The organism is Rhizobium beringeri, from assembly GCF_004306515.1.
Lineage (GTDB): Bacteria > Pseudomonadota > Alphaproteobacteria > Rhizobiales > Rhizobiaceae > Rhizobium > Rhizobium beringeri.
On the sequence record NZ_SILG01000001.1, the window covers coordinates 851,623 to 868,037 of the forward strand.

A 16,415-nucleotide genomic window follows, 5' to 3' on the forward strand; every position below is an offset into this window, starting at 1 on the left:
TCAGAAATATCCTTCACGCTTCTTCTTTTCCATGGAGCCGGACTGGTCGCGATCGATGGCGCGGCCCTGGCGTTCGGACACCGTTGCAATTTCGAGTTCGGCAATCACCTCTTCGAGGGTGGTGGCCTGTGAGCGGATGGCGCCGGTCAGCGGGAAGTCGCCGAGGGTGCGGAAGCGGATCATGCCTTCCTGGCGGACTTCGCCGGGCAGCAGTTCCAGGCGCGGATCCTCGGCCAGGATCATCATGCCGTCGCGCTCCACGAAGGGCCGCTTCTCGGCGTAATAGAGCGGCACCAACGGAATGTCTTCGGCCTGGATGTAGCGCCAGATATCGACCTCCGTCCAGTTCGACAGCGGGAAGGCGCGCACGCTCTCGCCCTTGCGGATCATGCCGTTATAGATGTTCCAGAGTTCCGGCCGCTGGTTGCGCGGATCCCAGCGATGATCGGGCGTGCGGAAGGAATAGATGCGCTCCTTGGCGCGGCTGGCTTCCTCGTCGCGCCGCGCACCGCCGAAAGCGGCATCGAACTGGCCGGCATCGAGCGCCTGGCGCAGGCCTTCGGTCTTCATGATGTCGGTGAAGGCGGCCGATCCATGCGTAAACGGCGTGATGTTTTCGGCTTTGCCGCGCGGATTGATGTGCTCGATCAGATCGAGATCATACTTCTTCGCGGTCTCGTCGCGGAAGGCGATCATCTCGGAAAACTTCCAGCCGGTATTCACATGCAGCAGCGGGAAGGGCACGCGGCCGGGATAGAAGGCCTTGCGCGCCAGATGCAGCAGCACCGAGGAGTCCTTGCCGATTGAATAGAGCATGACCGGACGCTCGAATTCGGCCGCAACCTCGCGGAAAATGTGGATGGATTCGTTTTCCAGCGCTTTCAGATGCGGGTCAAGCGGCGCCTTGGCGCTCTGCGGATTGCTGAGTTCCGTATCCGGACGGCTATCGGGCATGTTTTACTCCAGGCTATCGGTCGTTTACGGCTCGCCGCAAAACAATTCCTTGATGTTGGTTTTCCCCGGGAAGTTGGCTTTCCCTGGGAATGTTGGCTTTCCCAAGGCTGCGGCGGTCGCCGCGCCCTGATTGGGAAAGCCGTGGGGTGATTTACTGTGCGGCGATCGCTGCGGCCTCTTCGGCGACATGCAGGCCGCATTCGCGCGTCTCATCCTGCTCCCACCACCAGCGGCCGGCGCGTTCCGGCTCGCCGGGCTTGATCGCCCGGGTGCAGGGCTCGCAGCCGATCGAGGGATAGCCGCGCTGATGCAGCGGATTGACCGGCACGCCGTTTGCGGAAACGAAGGCCTTGATCGCCTCCAGGTCCCAATCGGCGAGCGGATTGACCTTCAGCAGGTGGCGCTCGGCGTCGTATTCGGCAAAGGGCGTTTCGGCGCGGTTGGCCGATTGGCCGCGGCGCAGGCCGGTGATCCAGATCGCAGCACCTTCGAGGGCACGGGCAAGCGGCTTCAGCTTGCGCATGCCGCAACAGGCATGCCGGGCTTCGACGCTCTCGTAGAAACCGTTGAGGCCGTACTGCGCCGCATAGGTGTCGATATCGGCCTTCTCGGGCTCGAAACGATGAATACGGATGTCGTACTGGCTTTCGGTCTCTTCGATCAGTGCCAGTGTTTCGGCAAACAGCCGGCCGGTCTGCAGCGTGGCGACATCGATCGGCAGGCGGTGCGTACCGATCTCGGCGGTGATCACCTGGTCCTCGATGCCGAGTGACGTTGTGAACACCACGCGGCCGCCAAGGCTGGAGACCAGCGACAGACGTCCGGCAAGGTCAAGGCCCGCCAGTCTGTCGTTCAGCGCCTCGGCTTCCGCAATCGGCCCTTCTTCCGCAATCGTATTGATAGCAGTCATGAGAATCCTGTCCTTTGTTGACGGGAGTATCGCAGTTCACGCAGGGATCGGACAGAAAAAGGGATTTCGAAAGCTGCGGCCGGAAGAGCAAATATCTCTCCGAAGCTGCCGCGATGCAGAAAAGCAGCCGCCTGCGGACAAAAATCCACACCGGCAGCTCGAATGTCTATAGAAATAGTAGAGTTACACGCAGCCTGTCAATCCGAAATCTGAAGTGATGCCGAAAATGGTGCAGAAGGCGCGGTTTTGGCATAGATTAAGAGAGCTTGGCCGAGAGCAAAAAACAAGGCCAAAACGCTTGTCTCTCAAGGCTTTCTCCGGCGCGTTCAAATTCCGTTCATGCTGGTTGTGCCATAGAGGTGAAAGTACTTCCGTAGCAGTGCGGAGATTCGCACTGCCTGTGTGTGTCGATGGTCAAAAATGATTACGCAAAAGGCGAAATATGCGCTGCGGGCGCTCACGGTCTTGGCTGATGCCGATGCCGACGAACCGGTGATGATTTCCGATATCGCGGCGCAGCAGAAGATCCCGAAGAAGTTCCTCGAACAGATCCTGCTCGACCTGAAACATCACGGCGTCGTCGCCAGCCGCCGCGGCAAGCAGGGCGGCTATCTCCTGCTCAAGCCCGCCCACACGATCACCTTCGGTGAGATTCTGCGCATCATCGACGGCCCGATCGCGCCGCTTCCATGCCTCTCGATCACCGCCTACCGCCGGTGCGACGATTGCGACGGCGAACAGAACTGCCAGATCCGCCACGTCTTCGCCAAGGTGGCGGACGCCACCCGCAAGGTGCTGTTCTCGACGACCATCGCCGATGCCGTCGCCCCAACGCACACCGCCGAAGTCACCCGTCTGCTGGCCTGAGCATCAGGGTGAACTGACGCCCGCATCTTTCTTCAAGATTTGGTGAAATCCCTTTTCTTCCAGCCTTGGTGCTCCACCTGCCTGCCCAAACGGCTACAGCGCCGCGCGTCTTTAGACGCGCAAAGGACGCTGTAACACTTTGAATTGCTGCATACTTCCTCAAATCGCCTCCGATTTGAGGAAGTATGCAGTGGGGAGGATATCATGTCTATAATTTCAGCACGGCGGATAGAGCAATTCCAGCAAAAGTGCGCAGCGGTTTTGCGTCCGGAATTGCGTGAAAACAAAGAGATAGAGCATTTCCGTGGTTCGAAGAAAAACGGAAATACTCTAGCGGCTGCGGCCATGCTTTCCGTGGTTTTTGCCACCGGCGCAATTGCCCATCACGGGTGGTCGTGGGCCGAGGCGGATCAGATCGAGCTGCGCGGCACCATAGAGAAGATCTCTATGGGCGGGCCGCATCCGACCCTCGATGTCGCGACTGTCAATGACGGCGTCTGGCTCGTTGAGCTCGGCAATCCGCGCCAGACCGAACGCTCCGGCTTCGTCGAAGGTGTGGCCAAGCCCGGCGACCAGGTGGTGGCCCTTGGAAACCGTTCGCAGGATCCAAAGGAGAAGCGGATGAAGGCGGTGCGCCTCACCATCGGCGAGAAGCGCTACGATATCTATCCCGACCGCATCAAGACGAACTGACCTCTGGGCGAACCGAGCTGTGATCGACATTCTCGAATGGCTGTCGGCAACGACACCTGCGGTCGCGCTCCGGCGCTCCGGAACACTCTACATGTTCGTCAACGCAGCCCATATCCTGGCGATCGGCCTTCTCATCGGCGCCATCCTGCCGCTTGATCTCAAGCTCGCCGGCTTCTTCCGCAAGCTGCCTGTTGAGATCGTCGGCCCGTTTCTCTCCCGCACCGCCGGCGTCGGCCTGGCCGCGGCTATTCTAACCGGCTTCTGCCTCTTCAGCGTCCGGGCGGTCGAATATGCCGCCAATCCCGCCTTCCTCGCCAAGCTCGGGCTGATCGCGCTCGGCCTTCTCAACCTGTCGATCGTGCGTCTCGGGCGGGGCTGGAAAACGGCTGTTTCATCAGGAATCGTCCGGCCCGGCCTGCGCTTTTCTGCCGTCCTGTCGGCCGCGATCTGGATCGCTGCCGTGATCGCCGGCCGGTGGATCGGGTTCCTCTGAAGGGATCAGCGGTCGCTGACGGCCGCGCGCGGGTTGACCCAGGGTTCCTGGTTCGAGCGCGCCAGCGGCTGTTTGCCGAGGATATGGTCGGCCGCCTTCTCTCCCGTCATGATCGAGGGTCCGTTCAGATTGCCGTAGGTGACGTGCGGGAAGATCGAGCTGTCGGCGACACGCAGGCCATCAACGCCGATCACCCGCGTTTGCGGGTCGACCACGGCCATCGGGTCGTCCTTGGCGCCCATGCGGCAGGTGCCGCAAGGGTGATAGGCGCTTTCCAGATGTTCGCGCAGGAAGGCGTCGATCTCTTCATCGCTTTGCACGCCTTCGCCCGGCTGGATCTCCGGCCCGCGATAGTCGTTGAAGGCGCTCTGCCCGAAGATCTCGCGGGTGAGGCGCACGCAGTGGCGGAACTTCTCCCAATCCTCGGCATGGCTCATATAGTTGAAGCGCAGCACCGGATCGGCCTTGGGATCGGCGGAGCGTAAGCTCACGCTGCCGCGCGATTTCGACAGGTTGTAGCCGACATGAACCTGGAAGCCGTGGCTTTTCGCCGCCGCCTTGCCGTCATAGCTGATTGCCACCGGCAGAAAATGATACTGGATGTCGGGCTGCTTCAGCCCCGGCGCCGAGCGCAGGAAGGCGCAGGCCTCGAACTGGTTGGAGGCGCCGAGCCCGCCGCGCGAGAGCAGCCATTGTGCGCCGGCCACCCCCTGCCAGAACCACGGCAGCCAGGAATAGAGCGACACCGGCTTGGTGCTCACCTGCTGGAAGTAGAATTCCATATGGTCCTGCAGGTTGGCGCCGACGCCCGGCCGGTCGGCCTTCACCGCAATGCCCATGTCCTGCAGGTGTTCTCCGGGACCGATGCCCGACAGCATCAAGAGCTTCGGCGAATTGAAGGAGGAGGCCGAGACGATCACCTCGCGGTTCGCCTTCACCACCTCTGTTCTGCCGTTGCGGTCGATCTCGACGCCGGTCGCCCGGCCGTCCTCGATCACGATCTTCTGCGCAAAGCCGTAGACGATGCTGACATTGTCCCGTTTCAGCGCCGGTTTCAGATAGGCATTGGCGGCAGACCAGCGGCGGCCGCCGAAGATCGTCTGCTCCATCAGCCCGAAGCCTTCCTGCTTGCTGCCGTTATAATCCTCCGTCGTCTCGAAGCCCGCCTGTTTGCCGGCCTCGACGAAGGCTTGGAAGAGCGGATTAGTGAAGCCGCCACGCTGGACATGCAGCGGCCCATCGGTGCCGCGCCAGCCCTCTTCGCCGCCATGCGAATGTTCCATCCGCTTGAAATAGGGAAGCACGTCGGCATAGGCCCAGCCGCTGGCGCCGAGCTCCTCCCAGCGGTTGAAGTCCTCGGCATGGCCGCGCACATAGACCATGCCGTTGATCGAGGAGGAGCCGCCGATCACCTTGCCGCGCGGCGCGGTGATGCGCCGATTGTTGAGGTTCGCCTCCGGCTCGGACAGATAACCCCAATTATACCTCTTCATGCTCATCGGCCAGGCAAGGGCTGCCGGCATCTGGATGAACGGCCCAAAATCGCTGCCACCCGCCTCGATGACGATGACACTGTTCTTGCCGTCTTCCGACAGACGGTAGGCGAGGGCGGAGCCGGCGGAGCCCGAGCCGATGATGACGAAATCTGCTTGTTGCATGACGTTCCCTTAGATTCTTTTGCAACGGCCTGAGAACCCCGCCCCAACCCCTCCCCACAAGGGGGAGGGGCTTAACTTGCTGCACCGCCTCACTTCAAAATCAGCGCCACAAGCGATGAGATCGAAGGGGGTAAAAACCGATGCCGCATATTAGCCCCTCCCCCTTGTGGGGAGGGGTTGGGGAGGGGTCTTCACTTCCTCAATAAGGCGCCACCACCGGCCCCATGCCCACATAAACCGTCTTCAGTTCGGAATAATGCTCCAGCGCCGCAAGCGAATTCTCGCGGCCGAAGCCGGATTGTTTCGAGCCGCCGAAGGGGATTTCCACCGGGCAGAGATTATAGGTGTTGATCCAGAGCGTGCCCGCCTCCAGCCGGTCGACGACACGATGGGCGCGGGTGAGGTCGGCGGTGAAGACGCCGCCGGAAAGGCCGAATTCGCTGGCATTGGCCCGCGTAATCACCTCGTCCTCTGCGTCGAAATCGAGCACTGACATGACCGGCCCGAAGATCTCCTCGCGGGCGATGCTCATGTCGTCGGTGACATCGGCAAATACCGTCGGCTGCACATAATAACCTTCGCCGGAGACGTTGTTCGGAATGCCGCCGCCGGCAATCAGTGTTGCGCCCTCGGCCTTGCCCTTCTCGATGTAGGAGATCACCTTCTCGCGCTGCGCCCAGGAGACCATCGGGCCCACCTGCGTCGCCTCGTCCATCGGATCGCCGATCAGCATCGCCTCGGTGCGGACTTTCAGCCGCTTCAGGAACTCGGCCTTAATCGCCTTCTGCACGAAGACGCGTGTGCCGTTCGAGCAGACTTGGCCGGTCGAATAGAAATTACCGAGCATCGCGCCGCCGACCGCCGAATCGAGATCGGCATCGTCGAAAACGATCAGCGGCGACTTGCCGCCGAGTTCCATCGTCACGTGCTTGAGGTTGCCGGCGGCGGCCGCCGCGACCCTGCGCCCGGTCGGCACCGATCCGGTCAGCGACACCTTGGCGACATCGGGATGGTTGACGAGCAGCGGCCCGGTATCGCGGTCGCCCTGGATCACATTGAAGAGCCCCTTCGGCAGTCCTGCCTCATGCAGGATCTCGGCGATCTTCAGCGCGCCGAGCGGCGTGTTCTCGGACGGCTTGAACACCATTGCATTGCCGCAGACAAGCGCCGGCGCAGCTTTCCAGCAGGCGATCTGCTGCGGATAGTTCCAGGCGCCGATGCCGACGCAGACGCCGAGCGGCACCCGCTTGGTATAGGCAAAGTCCTGGCCGAGCGGGATCTGCGAACCGTTGAGACCGGCCGGCGCAATGCCGCCGAAGAATTCGAAGGCATCCGCACCCGAGGTCGGGTCGGCGACGATCGTCTCCTGGATCGGCTTGCCGGTGTCGAGCGTCTCGAGTTCGGAGAGTGCCCGGTTTCTCTCGCGCATGATGTCGGCTGCCCGTTTCAGGATGCGTCCGCGCGCCATTGGGCTCATCGCCGCCCATTCCGGCTGGGCGCGTTTGGCCGCGGCGATCGCCCGTTCGACGATCGCGGGCGTTGCGGCATGCAGCCGGGCGATCACCTCGCCGGTCGCCGGATAGAGGCTCTCGATGACGGTGCCGTCGGTATCCTCGACATATTCGCCGTCGATGAAGTGCGAGGCTTTCGGCTGGGCTTTCATGTCATTTGTCCTTGGGTGGTTCGATGTGGTCGTTCCTTCTCCCTCCGGGGAGAGGGGGAGGCGGTGGCCAAAAGCGCATTCAGATAATCTTCCGTCAGCGCGATCGAGGCTTCAATGCCGATCGGCGCGGATTTCAGACTTTGCCTGATATAGAGCCCGTCGATCATCGCGGCAGCGCCTTCGGCGATGCGTTCTGCGGCGTCAGCCGGCAACAGCACTTTCAGATCGGCCAGCAGATTGGAGCGCAGCCGCCGCGCATAGATCACCAGGAAGCGCCGCGTCTCTTCCGAGCGCTGCGCTTCGGCGTAAAAGGCAAGCCAGGCGGCGACCGTGTCCGGCGCGAATTGATCGGCATGGAAGCTGACGCGGATGACGGCCGAAAGCCGCGCGCGCGGCGTCCTGGCTGCCGCAAGCGCCGTCACCGTATCGTTGCGCAATTGTCTTAGAAGCGAGCGTATGGTCTCGATCAGCAATTGTTCCTTGCTGCCGAAATAATGATGCGCCAGGGCAGGCGACACGCCGGCCTGCCGGGCGATGTCCGACATGGTGACGGCGAGCGAGCCGTGATCGCCGATCACCCGCAGCGCCGCATCGACAAGCGCCTTGCGGCGCATCGGCTCCATTCCGACCTTCGGCAACAAACCACTCCTATGAAATCAGCGGCAGGTTATTTTTGATTGACTGATCAATCAATAAAAATCTTTCGCGATTTGACCGGGCGCGGATCTTTCCCTGTCAAATTGCTGCAACATATTCTCAACCTGACAGGAGGTGCATCATGACCGATGTCTTCGAGGGGACGCCGACATCTTCGCTGCAGTCGAAATGGATCTGGTTTGCCGGCCTCGGCGTGCTGCTGCTCGTCTGCGGTCTGATCGCGCTCGGCAATCTGATGCTCGCCACCGTCGTGTCGGTCTATTATGTCGGCATGCTGATGCTGTTCGGTGGCGTGATCTATCTCGTCCATGCCTTCCAGGTGCGCGGCTGGGATCATGTGCTGTTCTGGATACTGAGCGGCCTGCTCTATGTGCTTGCCGGCATCTGCGCCTTCGTCAATCCGATCCTGACCTCGGCGGCACTGACGCTGTTTCTCTCGCTCGCACTCGTCATCGCCGGCGTCTTCCGCACCTGGGTCGGCATGCGCATGAAGCCCACCAAGGGCTGGCGTTGGATTGTCGCAAGCGGCGTCATCACCGCTCTTGCCGGTTTCGTCATCGCGCTCGGCTGGCCGGTGAACAGCCTGTGGATCCTCGGCCTGTTCCTAGCCGCCGATCTCATCGTCCAGGGCTCGACGATGATCGCCTTCGGCCTCGGCATCCGCAGTTCAAACTGATGCCGCTGACCGTTCTTTTTTGACAAGACTATGACAGGGGATTAGACTGAAGGGGTTAGAGACCGGTCCCGCGCAAGCGAACGGTCTGAGTGCGAATGCACCAAGGCGCCGGCGAGATCGCCGAGAATGCTGAAAATGGTCATGCGTCCCCCAGAGGCAGGGTTCTGCCTGATCAGAAAAGGGAGGAAGTTCATGCCGATGGTCACCGTTTCCATCTCTCCGCAACAGGCAGCGGGCATCCGCGCCGCCGTCGATAATGGCGGCTATGCCTCGAGCAGTGAGGTTGTCCGTGAGGCGCTGCGTCTCTGGGATACCACCCGCAAGCTCAATGAGTTCCGGGACGATATTCTTGACGACGACGCTCCATCCGGCGGCAGATGCGTCGCCGACATGTTCGCCGATCACGAGGCGGAGCGCCGTCGCTCCGCCTGAATAAGCATTTGATTGCATTGGAAGAATTGAATAAACGCGGAACGCGCAGGATACCCTTGCGCGTTTCATAAAACTTTCACATTGGCGAAAGAGTTCATTGATCCTTCTGCGGCATGTTCCGGACGAAAAAGAACAAGTCACAGTGGAGATCGGCCCACAATGAAGACCAGCATGTCCTTGGCTGCCACCGTCGCGCCGGATGTCCTGCGCCGCTACGCCAGCGATCAGATCGTCACCCTTGCCAAGCTCGTCGTCGAGAATGCCTTCCAGCCGATCGTCGAGGCCGGCACCGGCACGGTTTTCGGCTACGAATCCCTGATGCGCGGCCAGGAACGCATCGGCTATGATACGCCCCTCGAAATCCTCGACGAGGCTCACCAGGCCGGCCAGCTGCTGCAGCTCGAACAGATGGTCGCCAGCCGCGCGCTCGCCAAATTCGCGACGCTGTCGAATTTCTCCACCTCGACGTTGTTTCTCAATCTCGATGTCCGGTTGATCCCGCATGGCGAACACCTGGTCGAGAGCCTGCTGCAGCATCTGCGCAAGGCGAATATTCCGCCGTCTTCCGTCTGCTTCGAATTCTCCGAGCGGTTCGACAATACCAGCGTGCCGGAATTTTCCGGCCTCGTTTCCAGGCTGCGCAAGGCCGGTTTCAAGCTGGCGATCGACGATTTCGGCGTCGGTCATGGCGAGATGAAGCTGCTCTGCGATTATGCCGTCGATTATCTCAAGATCGACCGCCATTTCGTCGCCGAGATCGACCGCAGCCCGCGCAAGCGCCATCTGCTGAAGAGCATCGTCAACATTGCCCATGTGCTCGGCACGCGCGTCATCGCCGAAGGCATCGAGACCGAGGCCGAATTCATCGCCTGCCGCGAATATGGCGTCGACCTCGTCCAGGGCTGGTTTATCTCCCGTCCGACGACGCATATGTCCGAGCTGGCGCCGTCCTTCCCGCATCTGCAGGAGCTCGGCAAGAGCAAGCGGGGCAGCCAGTCGCTCGACGAAATCCTCATCCGCAAGCAGATCGAGCTGCTGCCGACGGTCTATGAGAATGACAGCATCGACAGCGTCTTCGAACTCTTCCGGCGTAATCCGCGCCAGGCTTTCTTTCCCGTCCTCAACGCCAATGACGAGCCACGCGGCATCATCCACGAGCATCACCTCAAGGAATATATCTACCAGCCCTTCGGCCGCGATCTCCTGAAGAACAAGATGTACGAGCGCTCCATCTCGCATTTCGTCGAGATGGCACCGATCGTCGGCCTCGACAGCGACGCCGAGCAGTTGATGGCGATCTTCGCCAATATGGAAGGCAGCAACTGCCTGATCCTGACCGACAATATGCGCTATGCCGGCGTCGTCTCCGCCGCGTCGCTGATCAAGGTGATCAACGAGAAACAGCTGAAGACCGCGCAGGACCAGAACCCGCTGACCGGCCTGCCGGGCAATCGCGCCATCCGCGATTTCATGCGTCAGTCCGGCCGCGACGGTGATGAGCTCCGCCACTTCTGCTATTGCGACTTCGACAATTTCAAGCCGTTCAACGATGCCTATGGCTTCCATCTCGGCGACCACGCGATCTCGCTGTTTGCCGCGCTGATGCGCCGCTATTTTTTCGCCGAACGCCATTTCCTCGGCCATGTCGGCGGCGACGATTTCTTCATCGGCGTCGTCGGCTGGACCAAGGAAGAGCTGACGGAGATCCTCGAGCGGCTGATCAGCGATTTCCATGACGACGTGCGGGATCTCTATTCCGACGAGGACCGCGCCGCCGGCCGCATCCTCGGTCACGACCGCACCGGCGCCGAAGCTTTGTTCCCCCTGATGCGCTGCTCGATCGGCGTCATCGAACTGCCGGAGGGTCTCGTCATCGACGATATCAACCGCGTCAGCGCCGAAATTGCCATCATCAAGTCGGCGGCCAAGGACAGCGAGGACGGCCTGGTCTTCCACCTCCTACAGCGCCGCGCGTCCTTTTAGACGCGCAAAGGACGCTGTAGCACTTATGCAGTGGGCGAGGCGAATTGACGCCTCTGCCACATCAAGTCTTCCCAAGCCTGCGGGGCTGATTTACTTCCTGTGTTTTAGACAAAAAACCAGAGCGGTTCCGCGCACTTCCACCAAAAGCTGAACTGCTCCAGGGAGGAGCCGGGTCATGCCATTGCCTCAGGAAATGCGTTTCGTCGATCTGCCGTCCTTTGGCGGGCCGGAGGTGATGACGATCGGCAGGCGCCCGCTTCCGGTACCCCAAGACGGGCAGGTTCTGGTGCGCGCCGAGGCGATCGGCGTCAACCGCCCGGATATTGCCCAGCGCCAGGGCAGCTATCCCCCGCCCAAGGATGCGAGCTCGATCCTCGGCCTGGAGCTTGCAGGCGAAATCGTTGCCGTCGGCCCCGGCGTCAGCGGCCATGGCGTCGGCGACAAGGTCTGCGGCCTTGCCAATGGCGGTGCCTATGCCGAATATTGCCTGCTGCCGGCAGGCCAGATCCTGCCGTTCCCCAAGGGCTATGACGCGGTGAAGGCGGCCGCTTTGCCTGAGACCTTCTTCACCGTCTGGGCCAATCTCTTCCAGATGGCCGGGCTGACGGAAGGCGAAACCGTGCTGATCCATGGCGGTTCCAGCGGCATCGGCACGACGGCGATCCAGCTCGCCCGCGCCTTCGGCGCCGAGGTCTACGTGACGGCGGGCTCGAAGGAGAAATGCGAGGCCTGTCAAAAGCTCGGCGCCAAACGCGCGATCAACTACAGGACCGAGGATTTCGCCGAGGTGATCAAGGCCGAGACCGGCCACGGCGTCGATATCATCCTCGACATGATCGGCGCGTCCTATTTCGAGCGCAACATTGCCTCGCTAGCGCGGGATGGCTGCCTGTCGATCATCGCCTTCCTCGGCGGCGCGATCGCCGAAAAGGTCAATCTCTCGCCGATCATGGTCAAGCGCCTGACGGTCACCGGCTCCACCATGCGGCCGCGCACGGCAGAAGAAAAACGCGCCATCCGCGACGATCTGCTCTCCGAGGTCTGGCCGCTGCTCGCAGCCGGCACCGTCGCCCCCGTCATCCACAAGGTCTTTGCCTTCGACGAGGTCGTCGAAGCCCACCGGCTGCTGGAAGACGGCAACCATGTCGGCAAGGTCATGCTGCGCGTCGGCTAGAGCAATTCCAGCAAAAGTGTGTAGCGCTTTTGCCAGGCAAAGCGCGAAGCGCTTTTGCCGGGAATTGCGTGAGAACAAAGAGCAATTCCAGCAAAAGTGTGCAACGGTTTTGCCAGGCAAAGCGCGAAGCGCTTTTGCCGGGAATTGCGCCAGACAAAGAGATAGGGCGCTCTTAGCGCGTCCTATTGGATGCGCGACGCTCTAGCGTTAGCGAGATACCGACGGCGAGAACACCGGGAACAGCCATCAGCAGATAGAGCCAGTGCGCCGCCGAAAGCGCGCCTGGTATGCCGCCCGGATCGACGAGGCCGGCGCCATTGGCGATGACGCCTGAGAAGGCCGCACCGAAGGCGCCGCCGAGCGAACTCATCGTCGGGATCGCCGAAGAGGCCTTGTCCTGCTCGTTGTCGGCAACGAGCCTGAGCACCATGGCGACGAGATGCGCCCAGCCGAGACCGATGCCGAAGCCCATCATCAACATGCCGATCGCCGCCGGCACGATGAGAAGCATATGCCCCTCCGGATTGTCGCTCGCCAGGAAGACCGCGAGCGAAGCGGTCGCTGCCGCCTCGATAAGGGCGCCGATGACGATGGCCGCATAGGCCTGTCGGCCGGTCAGCGAGCCGCTGAGGAAGGCCGCGAATGTCCAGCCCAGCGCAACCAGCGCCACCAGATAACCGGATAGGAGTGGCGCCACCCCATGCAGGGTCTGCAGGAAATAGGGGATAAAGACATCGCTGACGAGAACGACGGTCATGGCGAGCATCGTCAGATAGACCCGGGAAATCGGCTTTGAAAGGCTGACGGCGCCGGACGGCAAGAGCCGGTTCGGGCTCTTCCGCTCGATGAGAAGCATGGTTGCCACCGCGACGACCGAAGCCGCAATCAGCGCCGCTTTCGCACCTGTCGTCTCGATCGCGCCGGCCGCACTCACCATCAGCACGGCGGCAAGCAGCAGGCCGATCTGGGCAACCGGTGTTTTCTCCTGCTCGCGGTCGTCTTTGACCTCGGGCAGAAGCCGTGGCGCCAGGAACGCCATCAGCAGCCCGAGCGGCACCAGCACGATGAAAGCGTAGCGCCAGGCGTGGCCCGAAGAAAAGAATCCGCCGAGCGTCGGCCCGATGACGGTCGCCACGCCCCAGATCGCCGCATAGAGCGTCGAAGCCTTCGGCCAGAGCGGCTCGGGATAGACGAAGCGGATGAAGGCATAGCCGAGCGCTGCAAGTGCGCCTGTTCCGAGACCCTGCACCGCGCGTCCGATCAGCACCACCGCCATCGACGGTGCGGCTGCGGCAATCAGGCTGCCGACGCCGAAGACCAGTGCCGCGATCACATAGACGGATCGAAGCCCGATGCCGCGCGGCCGCATGGCGACGAAGATCGAGCCGAGCACGGCGGCGGCGACGAACAGGCTGGTGACCCAGGAAAACAGCGCGAGGCCGCCGATATCGCGCACGATCGAAGGCGCGATCGTCGCCATGATGTAACTCTCCACCGCATAAAGCGTCACGCCGCCGGCCAGCATCAAGGTTGCCGGCAGGTGCTCGGGCAGAAAGAGGCGGAAAAGGGAACTGGGGTTCGGGATGGCTGCGGTCTGGTCGATATCCGACATGGGATGAACTCGATATTTTTGCTGGCGAAGGATTATTTTCCAAGTTATAAATTGGAAAATTACACGTCATCCTGATTAAAACAAGACTTGACTTGGAAAATATGCGCCAGTCCCCCGTCAACCGGATCCTGATCCTGATAAAGACCGACGGTCCGCAGCTTGCCGCCGCGATCGGCTATGCGCTCGGCATATCAGGCGAGGCCGCCCGCCAGCAGCTGTCGAAGATGGCCGAGGAGGGGCTGGTGGAACCGGTCACCGTTGCCGCCGCGGGCAGGGGCCGGCCGCGTCAGCTCTGGCATCTCACGGCGAGCGGCAACCGCCAGTTCCCGGACGGCCATGCCGAGCTGACGGCAAATCTCCTTGGCACGCTCGTCGAACAGCTCGGCCCCGCAGCCCTCGATACCGTCATCTCCGCCCGCGAGGCCGAGACGCTGCAGCGCTATCGGCAGGAACTCAGCGAGGCGCATGACCTTGCCTCGCGCATCGAAGGCCTTGCCGGCATCCGCACCCGCGAGGGCTATATGGCTGATCACTGGCAGGAGGCGGACGGCTCCTTCATGCTGGTCGAAAACCACTGCCCGATCTGCGCCGCCGCCACCGCCTGCGCCGGCTTCTGCCGCTCCGAACTCGAAACCTTCCGCGCCGTCCTCGGCGCCGATATCGAGCGCAGCGAACACATCCTCCTCGGCGCCCGCCGTTGCGCCTATCGCATCACGCCACGTTGACGCCTGTCGATCGGAATCTCGTGGTTCAAGCCAACTGCCGCGCCTGCCGCCGGCTGCTTTCGAGATAGAGCAGCACTCCGATCGATGCGAGACCCGCGGCCGCGCCGACGAAGGCAGTGCCGGAATAATCGGTGATTGCGGTGCCGAAGGCGAAGAGGCCGGCGCTGATGCCAACGCCAATGAACGTGTTCAGCGAGATCAGCGAGGTTCCGAGCCCCGGCCGGTCCGCGATCAGGTCCTGCAGATAGGTGATCGGCACGCTGAGGATCGCTGCCGCCCCGCAGGCATTGACGAGGAGCAGCGCATAGATGTGCCAGGGCGCGGAAGCAAAACCAAGCAGCAGCAGATAGACGCAATAGATCAGCGCGCCGAAGGCGAGCACATGCGCGCTTCGGAAGCGGCGCTGCGCAAAGCCCCACATCATCATGAACGGCATCTCGAGCAAGGCCGTCAAGCCTGCGATGAAGCCGACATCGACCACAGTGCCGCCGGCCGCATGGGTGATGATCAGCGGCAAGAGCATGCTGTTCAGCCGCTGCAGCCCGAATAGCATCGCCATGACGATAACGCGCGACAGCACATGCGGCACAAAAATCCGTTTCAGCGAAGCAAAGAACCCGGCGTGATCGGGGGCAGGGCCGGCGGCGCCATTTCGGGGTGCGAAGAAGAAATACAGGCAGAAGCAGGTGCAGCTTGCCAATGCCGCGATCCCATAGGCCGGCGTCATCGACGGCGAACTGACGAGATAGAGGCCGATCAACCCCGGCGCCATCGCCCATGAGCCGGAAAAGAGCGCCCGCACCGTTGCGGTGATCGCTGCCCCCTGGCCACGGTCCATCTGATTGGTCCTGGCGCGCAGGCTGGCAAACAGCAGCGAATAGGTGGAATTGCTCATCGGCACCAGCAACAGCGTGGAGAAGATGAAGACCACGGCGCTATGAAAGATCGCGATCGACCCGAAGCCGAGCATGCCGGCGACGCAAAGCCCCAGCACCAGCGGCCGGCGCTCTTTCAGCCTGTCCGACCAGATGCCGAGCGTCAGGCTCGTCGTCACGTTGACGATTGCCGAGAAGAACACCAACGCCGAATAGGAGCCATTGCTCAAGCCGAGTTCGTTGATCCCGATGATCGACTGGTAGGGCGCGGTCGAAGCATAGGTGAAGGCGAGCGCGACGAGTGTCACGGTTGGAATGCGGATCCTGTTGTCGCGAAGGATCAAGGAAAAGGTGGATGGCATGGGGCGGTTCCTGATGCACCACTCATAGCTGCATCGGACCTATCAGAGAAACGATAGTTTTGGATCTCTTCGGTCAATTTATGTGATGAATGTTTGGACGATGTGATCGCCGTCCAAACCCGCAACGAGGCTGAGCGCCCATTTCAGAATTTCGCGACCAAATTCGAGAGCCAGAAGTCGATTTGCCCGAAGGGAAGAACATTTCCCAAAAAACCGACCAGAGCCGACGTGACGACCATCAATGCTAGCCCCAGAAGTACCCCAAGGCTTATTCCAACACTTGCTCTTGCGGGCCGGCGTGCCAACCAACACGCCAAACTCAGAGAGACAATCGTGAAAAGTGCCAACAACGTGGACTCGGTGATAGATATGCCCGATTGCAAAACAATTCCTCGGATTGTGAACTGGGTTGCAAGGCATAACGTCTCGAGGCGTCTAAACTCAAGGGCTGGGATGGCGGAGGTTGGGGAGCGCGGCCGGGGGGAGGGCGCACTTCCGCTCCCATTCCGTCTGACGTTGCTGTACTGGCCACAAAGCTCACTCCACCCTCCGTCATCCTCGGGCTTGACCCGCGAGGATCTACGCCGGCCTCCACCGGCAGCGGGCATGGATCCGCGGGCGTCAAGGCCGAGGATGACGGAATATGCGGTGACGTCCAGCCATGTATAGAGCCGGTGCTCC

15 protein-coding genes are annotated in these 16,415 nt (G+C 61.7%); 8 read left to right on the forward strand and 7 right to left on the reverse strand.

Going from position 1 to position 16,415, the window contains the following annotated elements:
• Together cysD and ELH03_RS04475 are read right to left on the reverse strand one after the other, a co-directional pair.
• Positions 1-954 (reverse strand): sulfate adenylyltransferase subunit CysD, encoded by a 954-nt coding sequence (cysD, locus tag ELH03_RS04470; RefSeq protein ID WP_128403775.1) that lies wholly within the window; start codon positions 952-954, stop codon positions 1-3.
• A gap of 151 nt (positions 955-1,105) precedes the next feature.
• On the reverse strand, positions 1,106-1,864 hold the full coding sequence (locus ELH03_RS04475) for a phosphoadenylyl-sulfate reductase (RefSeq protein WP_128403774.1): 759 nt from the start codon (positions 1,862-1,864) through the stop codon (positions 1,106-1,108).
• A gap of 420 nt (positions 1,865-2,284) precedes the next feature.
• Between ELH03_RS04475 and ELH03_RS04480 the strand changes: the two genes are divergently transcribed.
• The 3 genes from ELH03_RS04480 to ELH03_RS04490 all read left to right on the forward strand — a co-directional run bounded on the left by ELH03_RS04480 (position 2,285) and on the right by ELH03_RS04490 (position 3,917).
• Entirely contained in the window at positions 2,285-2,731 is a 447-nt protein-coding gene (locus tag ELH03_RS04480) for an RrF2 family transcriptional regulator (protein WP_105005357.1), read from the forward strand.
• 345 nt (positions 2,732-3,076) lie between these two features.
• The gene (locus ELH03_RS04485; RefSeq protein WP_128403773.1) at positions 3,077-3,424 is read left to right on the forward strand and encodes a DUF6152 family protein; all 348 of its coding nucleotides are present in this window, start codon (positions 3,077-3,079) and stop codon (positions 3,422-3,424) included.
• A gap of 19 nt (positions 3,425-3,443) precedes the next feature.
• Entirely contained in the window at positions 3,444-3,917 is a 474-nt protein-coding gene (locus tag ELH03_RS04490) for a DUF6644 family protein (RefSeq protein ID WP_128403772.1), read from the forward strand.
• A gap of 5 nt (positions 3,918-3,922) precedes the next feature.
• Here ELH03_RS04490 and betA read toward each other — a convergent pair whose 3' ends face one another.
• From betA to betI, 3 genes are all read right to left on the reverse strand, one after another.
• Positions 3,923-5,575 carry a choline dehydrogenase gene (betA, locus tag ELH03_RS04495; protein WP_128403771.1) on the reverse strand — a complete coding sequence of 551 codons (1,653 nt, stop codon included), beginning with the start codon at positions 5,573-5,575 and terminating at the stop codon, positions 3,923-3,925.
• A gap of 199 nt (positions 5,576-5,774) precedes the next feature.
• Positions 5,775-7,238, reverse strand: a complete 1,464-nt coding sequence (betB, locus tag ELH03_RS04500) for a betaine-aldehyde dehydrogenase (protein WP_128411607.1) — start codon at positions 7,236-7,238, stop codon at positions 5,775-5,777.
• Positions 7,235-7,876, reverse strand: a complete 642-nt coding sequence (betI, locus tag ELH03_RS04505; protein WP_233942073.1) for a transcriptional regulator BetI — start codon at positions 7,874-7,876, stop codon at positions 7,235-7,237. The genes betB and betI overlap by 4 nt, the downstream gene beginning before the upstream one ends.
• Positions 7,877-8,016: 140 nt before the next feature.
• Between betI and ELH03_RS04510 the strand changes: the two genes are divergently transcribed.
• From ELH03_RS04510 to ELH03_RS04525, 4 genes are all read left to right on the forward strand, one after another.
• On the forward strand, positions 8,017-8,571 hold the full coding sequence (locus tag ELH03_RS04510) for an HdeD family acid-resistance protein (protein ID WP_128411608.1): 555 nt from the start codon (positions 8,017-8,019) through the stop codon (positions 8,569-8,571).
• Between the two features lie 192 nt (positions 8,572-8,763).
• The gene (locus ELH03_RS04515; protein ID WP_027685520.1) at positions 8,764-9,003 is read left to right on the forward strand and encodes a ribbon-helix-helix domain-containing protein; all 240 of its coding nucleotides are present in this window, start codon (positions 8,764-8,766) and stop codon (positions 9,001-9,003) included.
• A gap of 159 nt (positions 9,004-9,162) precedes the next feature.
• Positions 9,163-10,986 (forward strand): bifunctional diguanylate cyclase/phosphodiesterase, encoded by a 1,824-nt coding sequence (locus ELH03_RS04520; protein ID WP_233942075.1) that lies wholly within the window; start codon positions 9,163-9,165, stop codon positions 10,984-10,986.
• Positions 10,987-11,161: 175 nt separating this feature from the next.
• Positions 11,162-12,160 carry an NAD(P)H-quinone oxidoreductase gene (locus ELH03_RS04525; RefSeq protein ID WP_130766088.1) on the forward strand — a complete coding sequence of 333 codons (999 nt, stop codon included), beginning with the start codon at positions 11,162-11,164 and terminating at the stop codon, positions 12,158-12,160.
• A 172-nt stretch (positions 12,161-12,332) separates the two neighbouring features.
• Here the strand turns inward: ELH03_RS04525 and ELH03_RS04530 are convergent, their stop codons facing one another.
• The gene (locus ELH03_RS04530) at positions 12,333-13,772 is read right to left on the reverse strand and encodes an MFS transporter (RefSeq protein ID WP_128411610.1); all 1,440 of its coding nucleotides are present in this window, start codon (positions 13,770-13,772) and stop codon (positions 12,333-12,335) included.
• 101 nt (positions 13,773-13,873) lie between these two features.
• Here ELH03_RS04530 and ELH03_RS04535 point away from each other — a divergent pair, with 101 nt between their 5' ends.
• A complete protein-coding gene (locus tag ELH03_RS04535; protein WP_128411611.1) occupies positions 13,874-14,497 on the forward strand; it encodes a helix-turn-helix transcriptional regulator in 624 nt (207 codons plus the stop codon).
• A 25-nt stretch (positions 14,498-14,522) separates the two neighbouring features.
• On the opposite strand, the gene ELH03_RS04540 is transcribed toward ELH03_RS04535, so the two are convergent.
• A complete protein-coding gene (locus tag ELH03_RS04540; RefSeq protein WP_128411612.1) occupies positions 14,523-15,734 on the reverse strand; it encodes an MFS transporter in 1,212 nt (403 codons plus the stop codon).
• Positions 15,735-16,415 lie beyond the last annotated feature (681 nt).

Bases quoted from the DNA above. Each gene is read 5' to 3' on its own strand.
- ELH03_RS04520 (WP_233942075.1), top strand. From the start codon at position 9,163: ATGAAGACCAGCATGTCCTTGGCTGCCACCGTCGCGCCGGATGTCCTG.
- cysD (WP_128403775.1), bottom strand. From the start codon at position 954: ATGCCCGATAGCCGTCCGGATACGGAACTCAGCAATCCGCAGAGCGCC.
- ELH03_RS04535 (WP_128411611.1), top strand. From the start codon at position 13,874: ATGCGCCAGTCCCCCGTCAACCGGATCCTGATCCTGATAAAGACCGAC.
- ELH03_RS04480 (WP_105005357.1), top strand. From the start codon at position 2,285: ATGATTACGCAAAAGGCGAAATATGCGCTGCGGGCGCTCACGGTCTTG.
- ELH03_RS04525 (WP_130766088.1), top strand. From the start codon at position 11,162: ATGCCATTGCCTCAGGAAATGCGTTTCGTCGATCTGCCGTCCTTTGGC.
- ELH03_RS04475 (WP_128403774.1), bottom strand. From the start codon at position 1,864: ATGACTGCTATCAATACGATTGCGGAAGAAGGGCCGATTGCGGAAGCC.
- betA (WP_128403771.1), bottom strand. From the start codon at position 5,575: ATGCAACAAGCAGATTTCGTCATCATCGGCTCGGGCTCCGCCGGCTCC.
- ELH03_RS04510 (WP_128411608.1), top strand. From the start codon at position 8,017: ATGACCGATGTCTTCGAGGGGACGCCGACATCTTCGCTGCAGTCGAAA.
- ELH03_RS04515 (WP_027685520.1), top strand. From the start codon at position 8,764: ATGCCGATGGTCACCGTTTCCATCTCTCCGCAACAGGCAGCGGGCATC.
- ELH03_RS04530 (WP_128411610.1), bottom strand. From the start codon at position 13,772: ATGTCGGATATCGACCAGACCGCAGCCATCCCGAACCCCAGTTCCCTT.
- ELH03_RS04540 (WP_128411612.1), bottom strand. From the start codon at position 15,734: ATGCCATCCACCTTTTCCTTGATCCTTCGCGACAACAGGATCCGCATT.
- betB (WP_128411607.1), bottom strand. From the start codon at position 7,238: ATGAAAGCCCAGCCGAAAGCCTCGCACTTCATCGACGGCGAATATGTC.
- ELH03_RS04485 (WP_128403773.1), top strand. From the start codon at position 3,077: ATGCTTTCCGTGGTTTTTGCCACCGGCGCAATTGCCCATCACGGGTGG.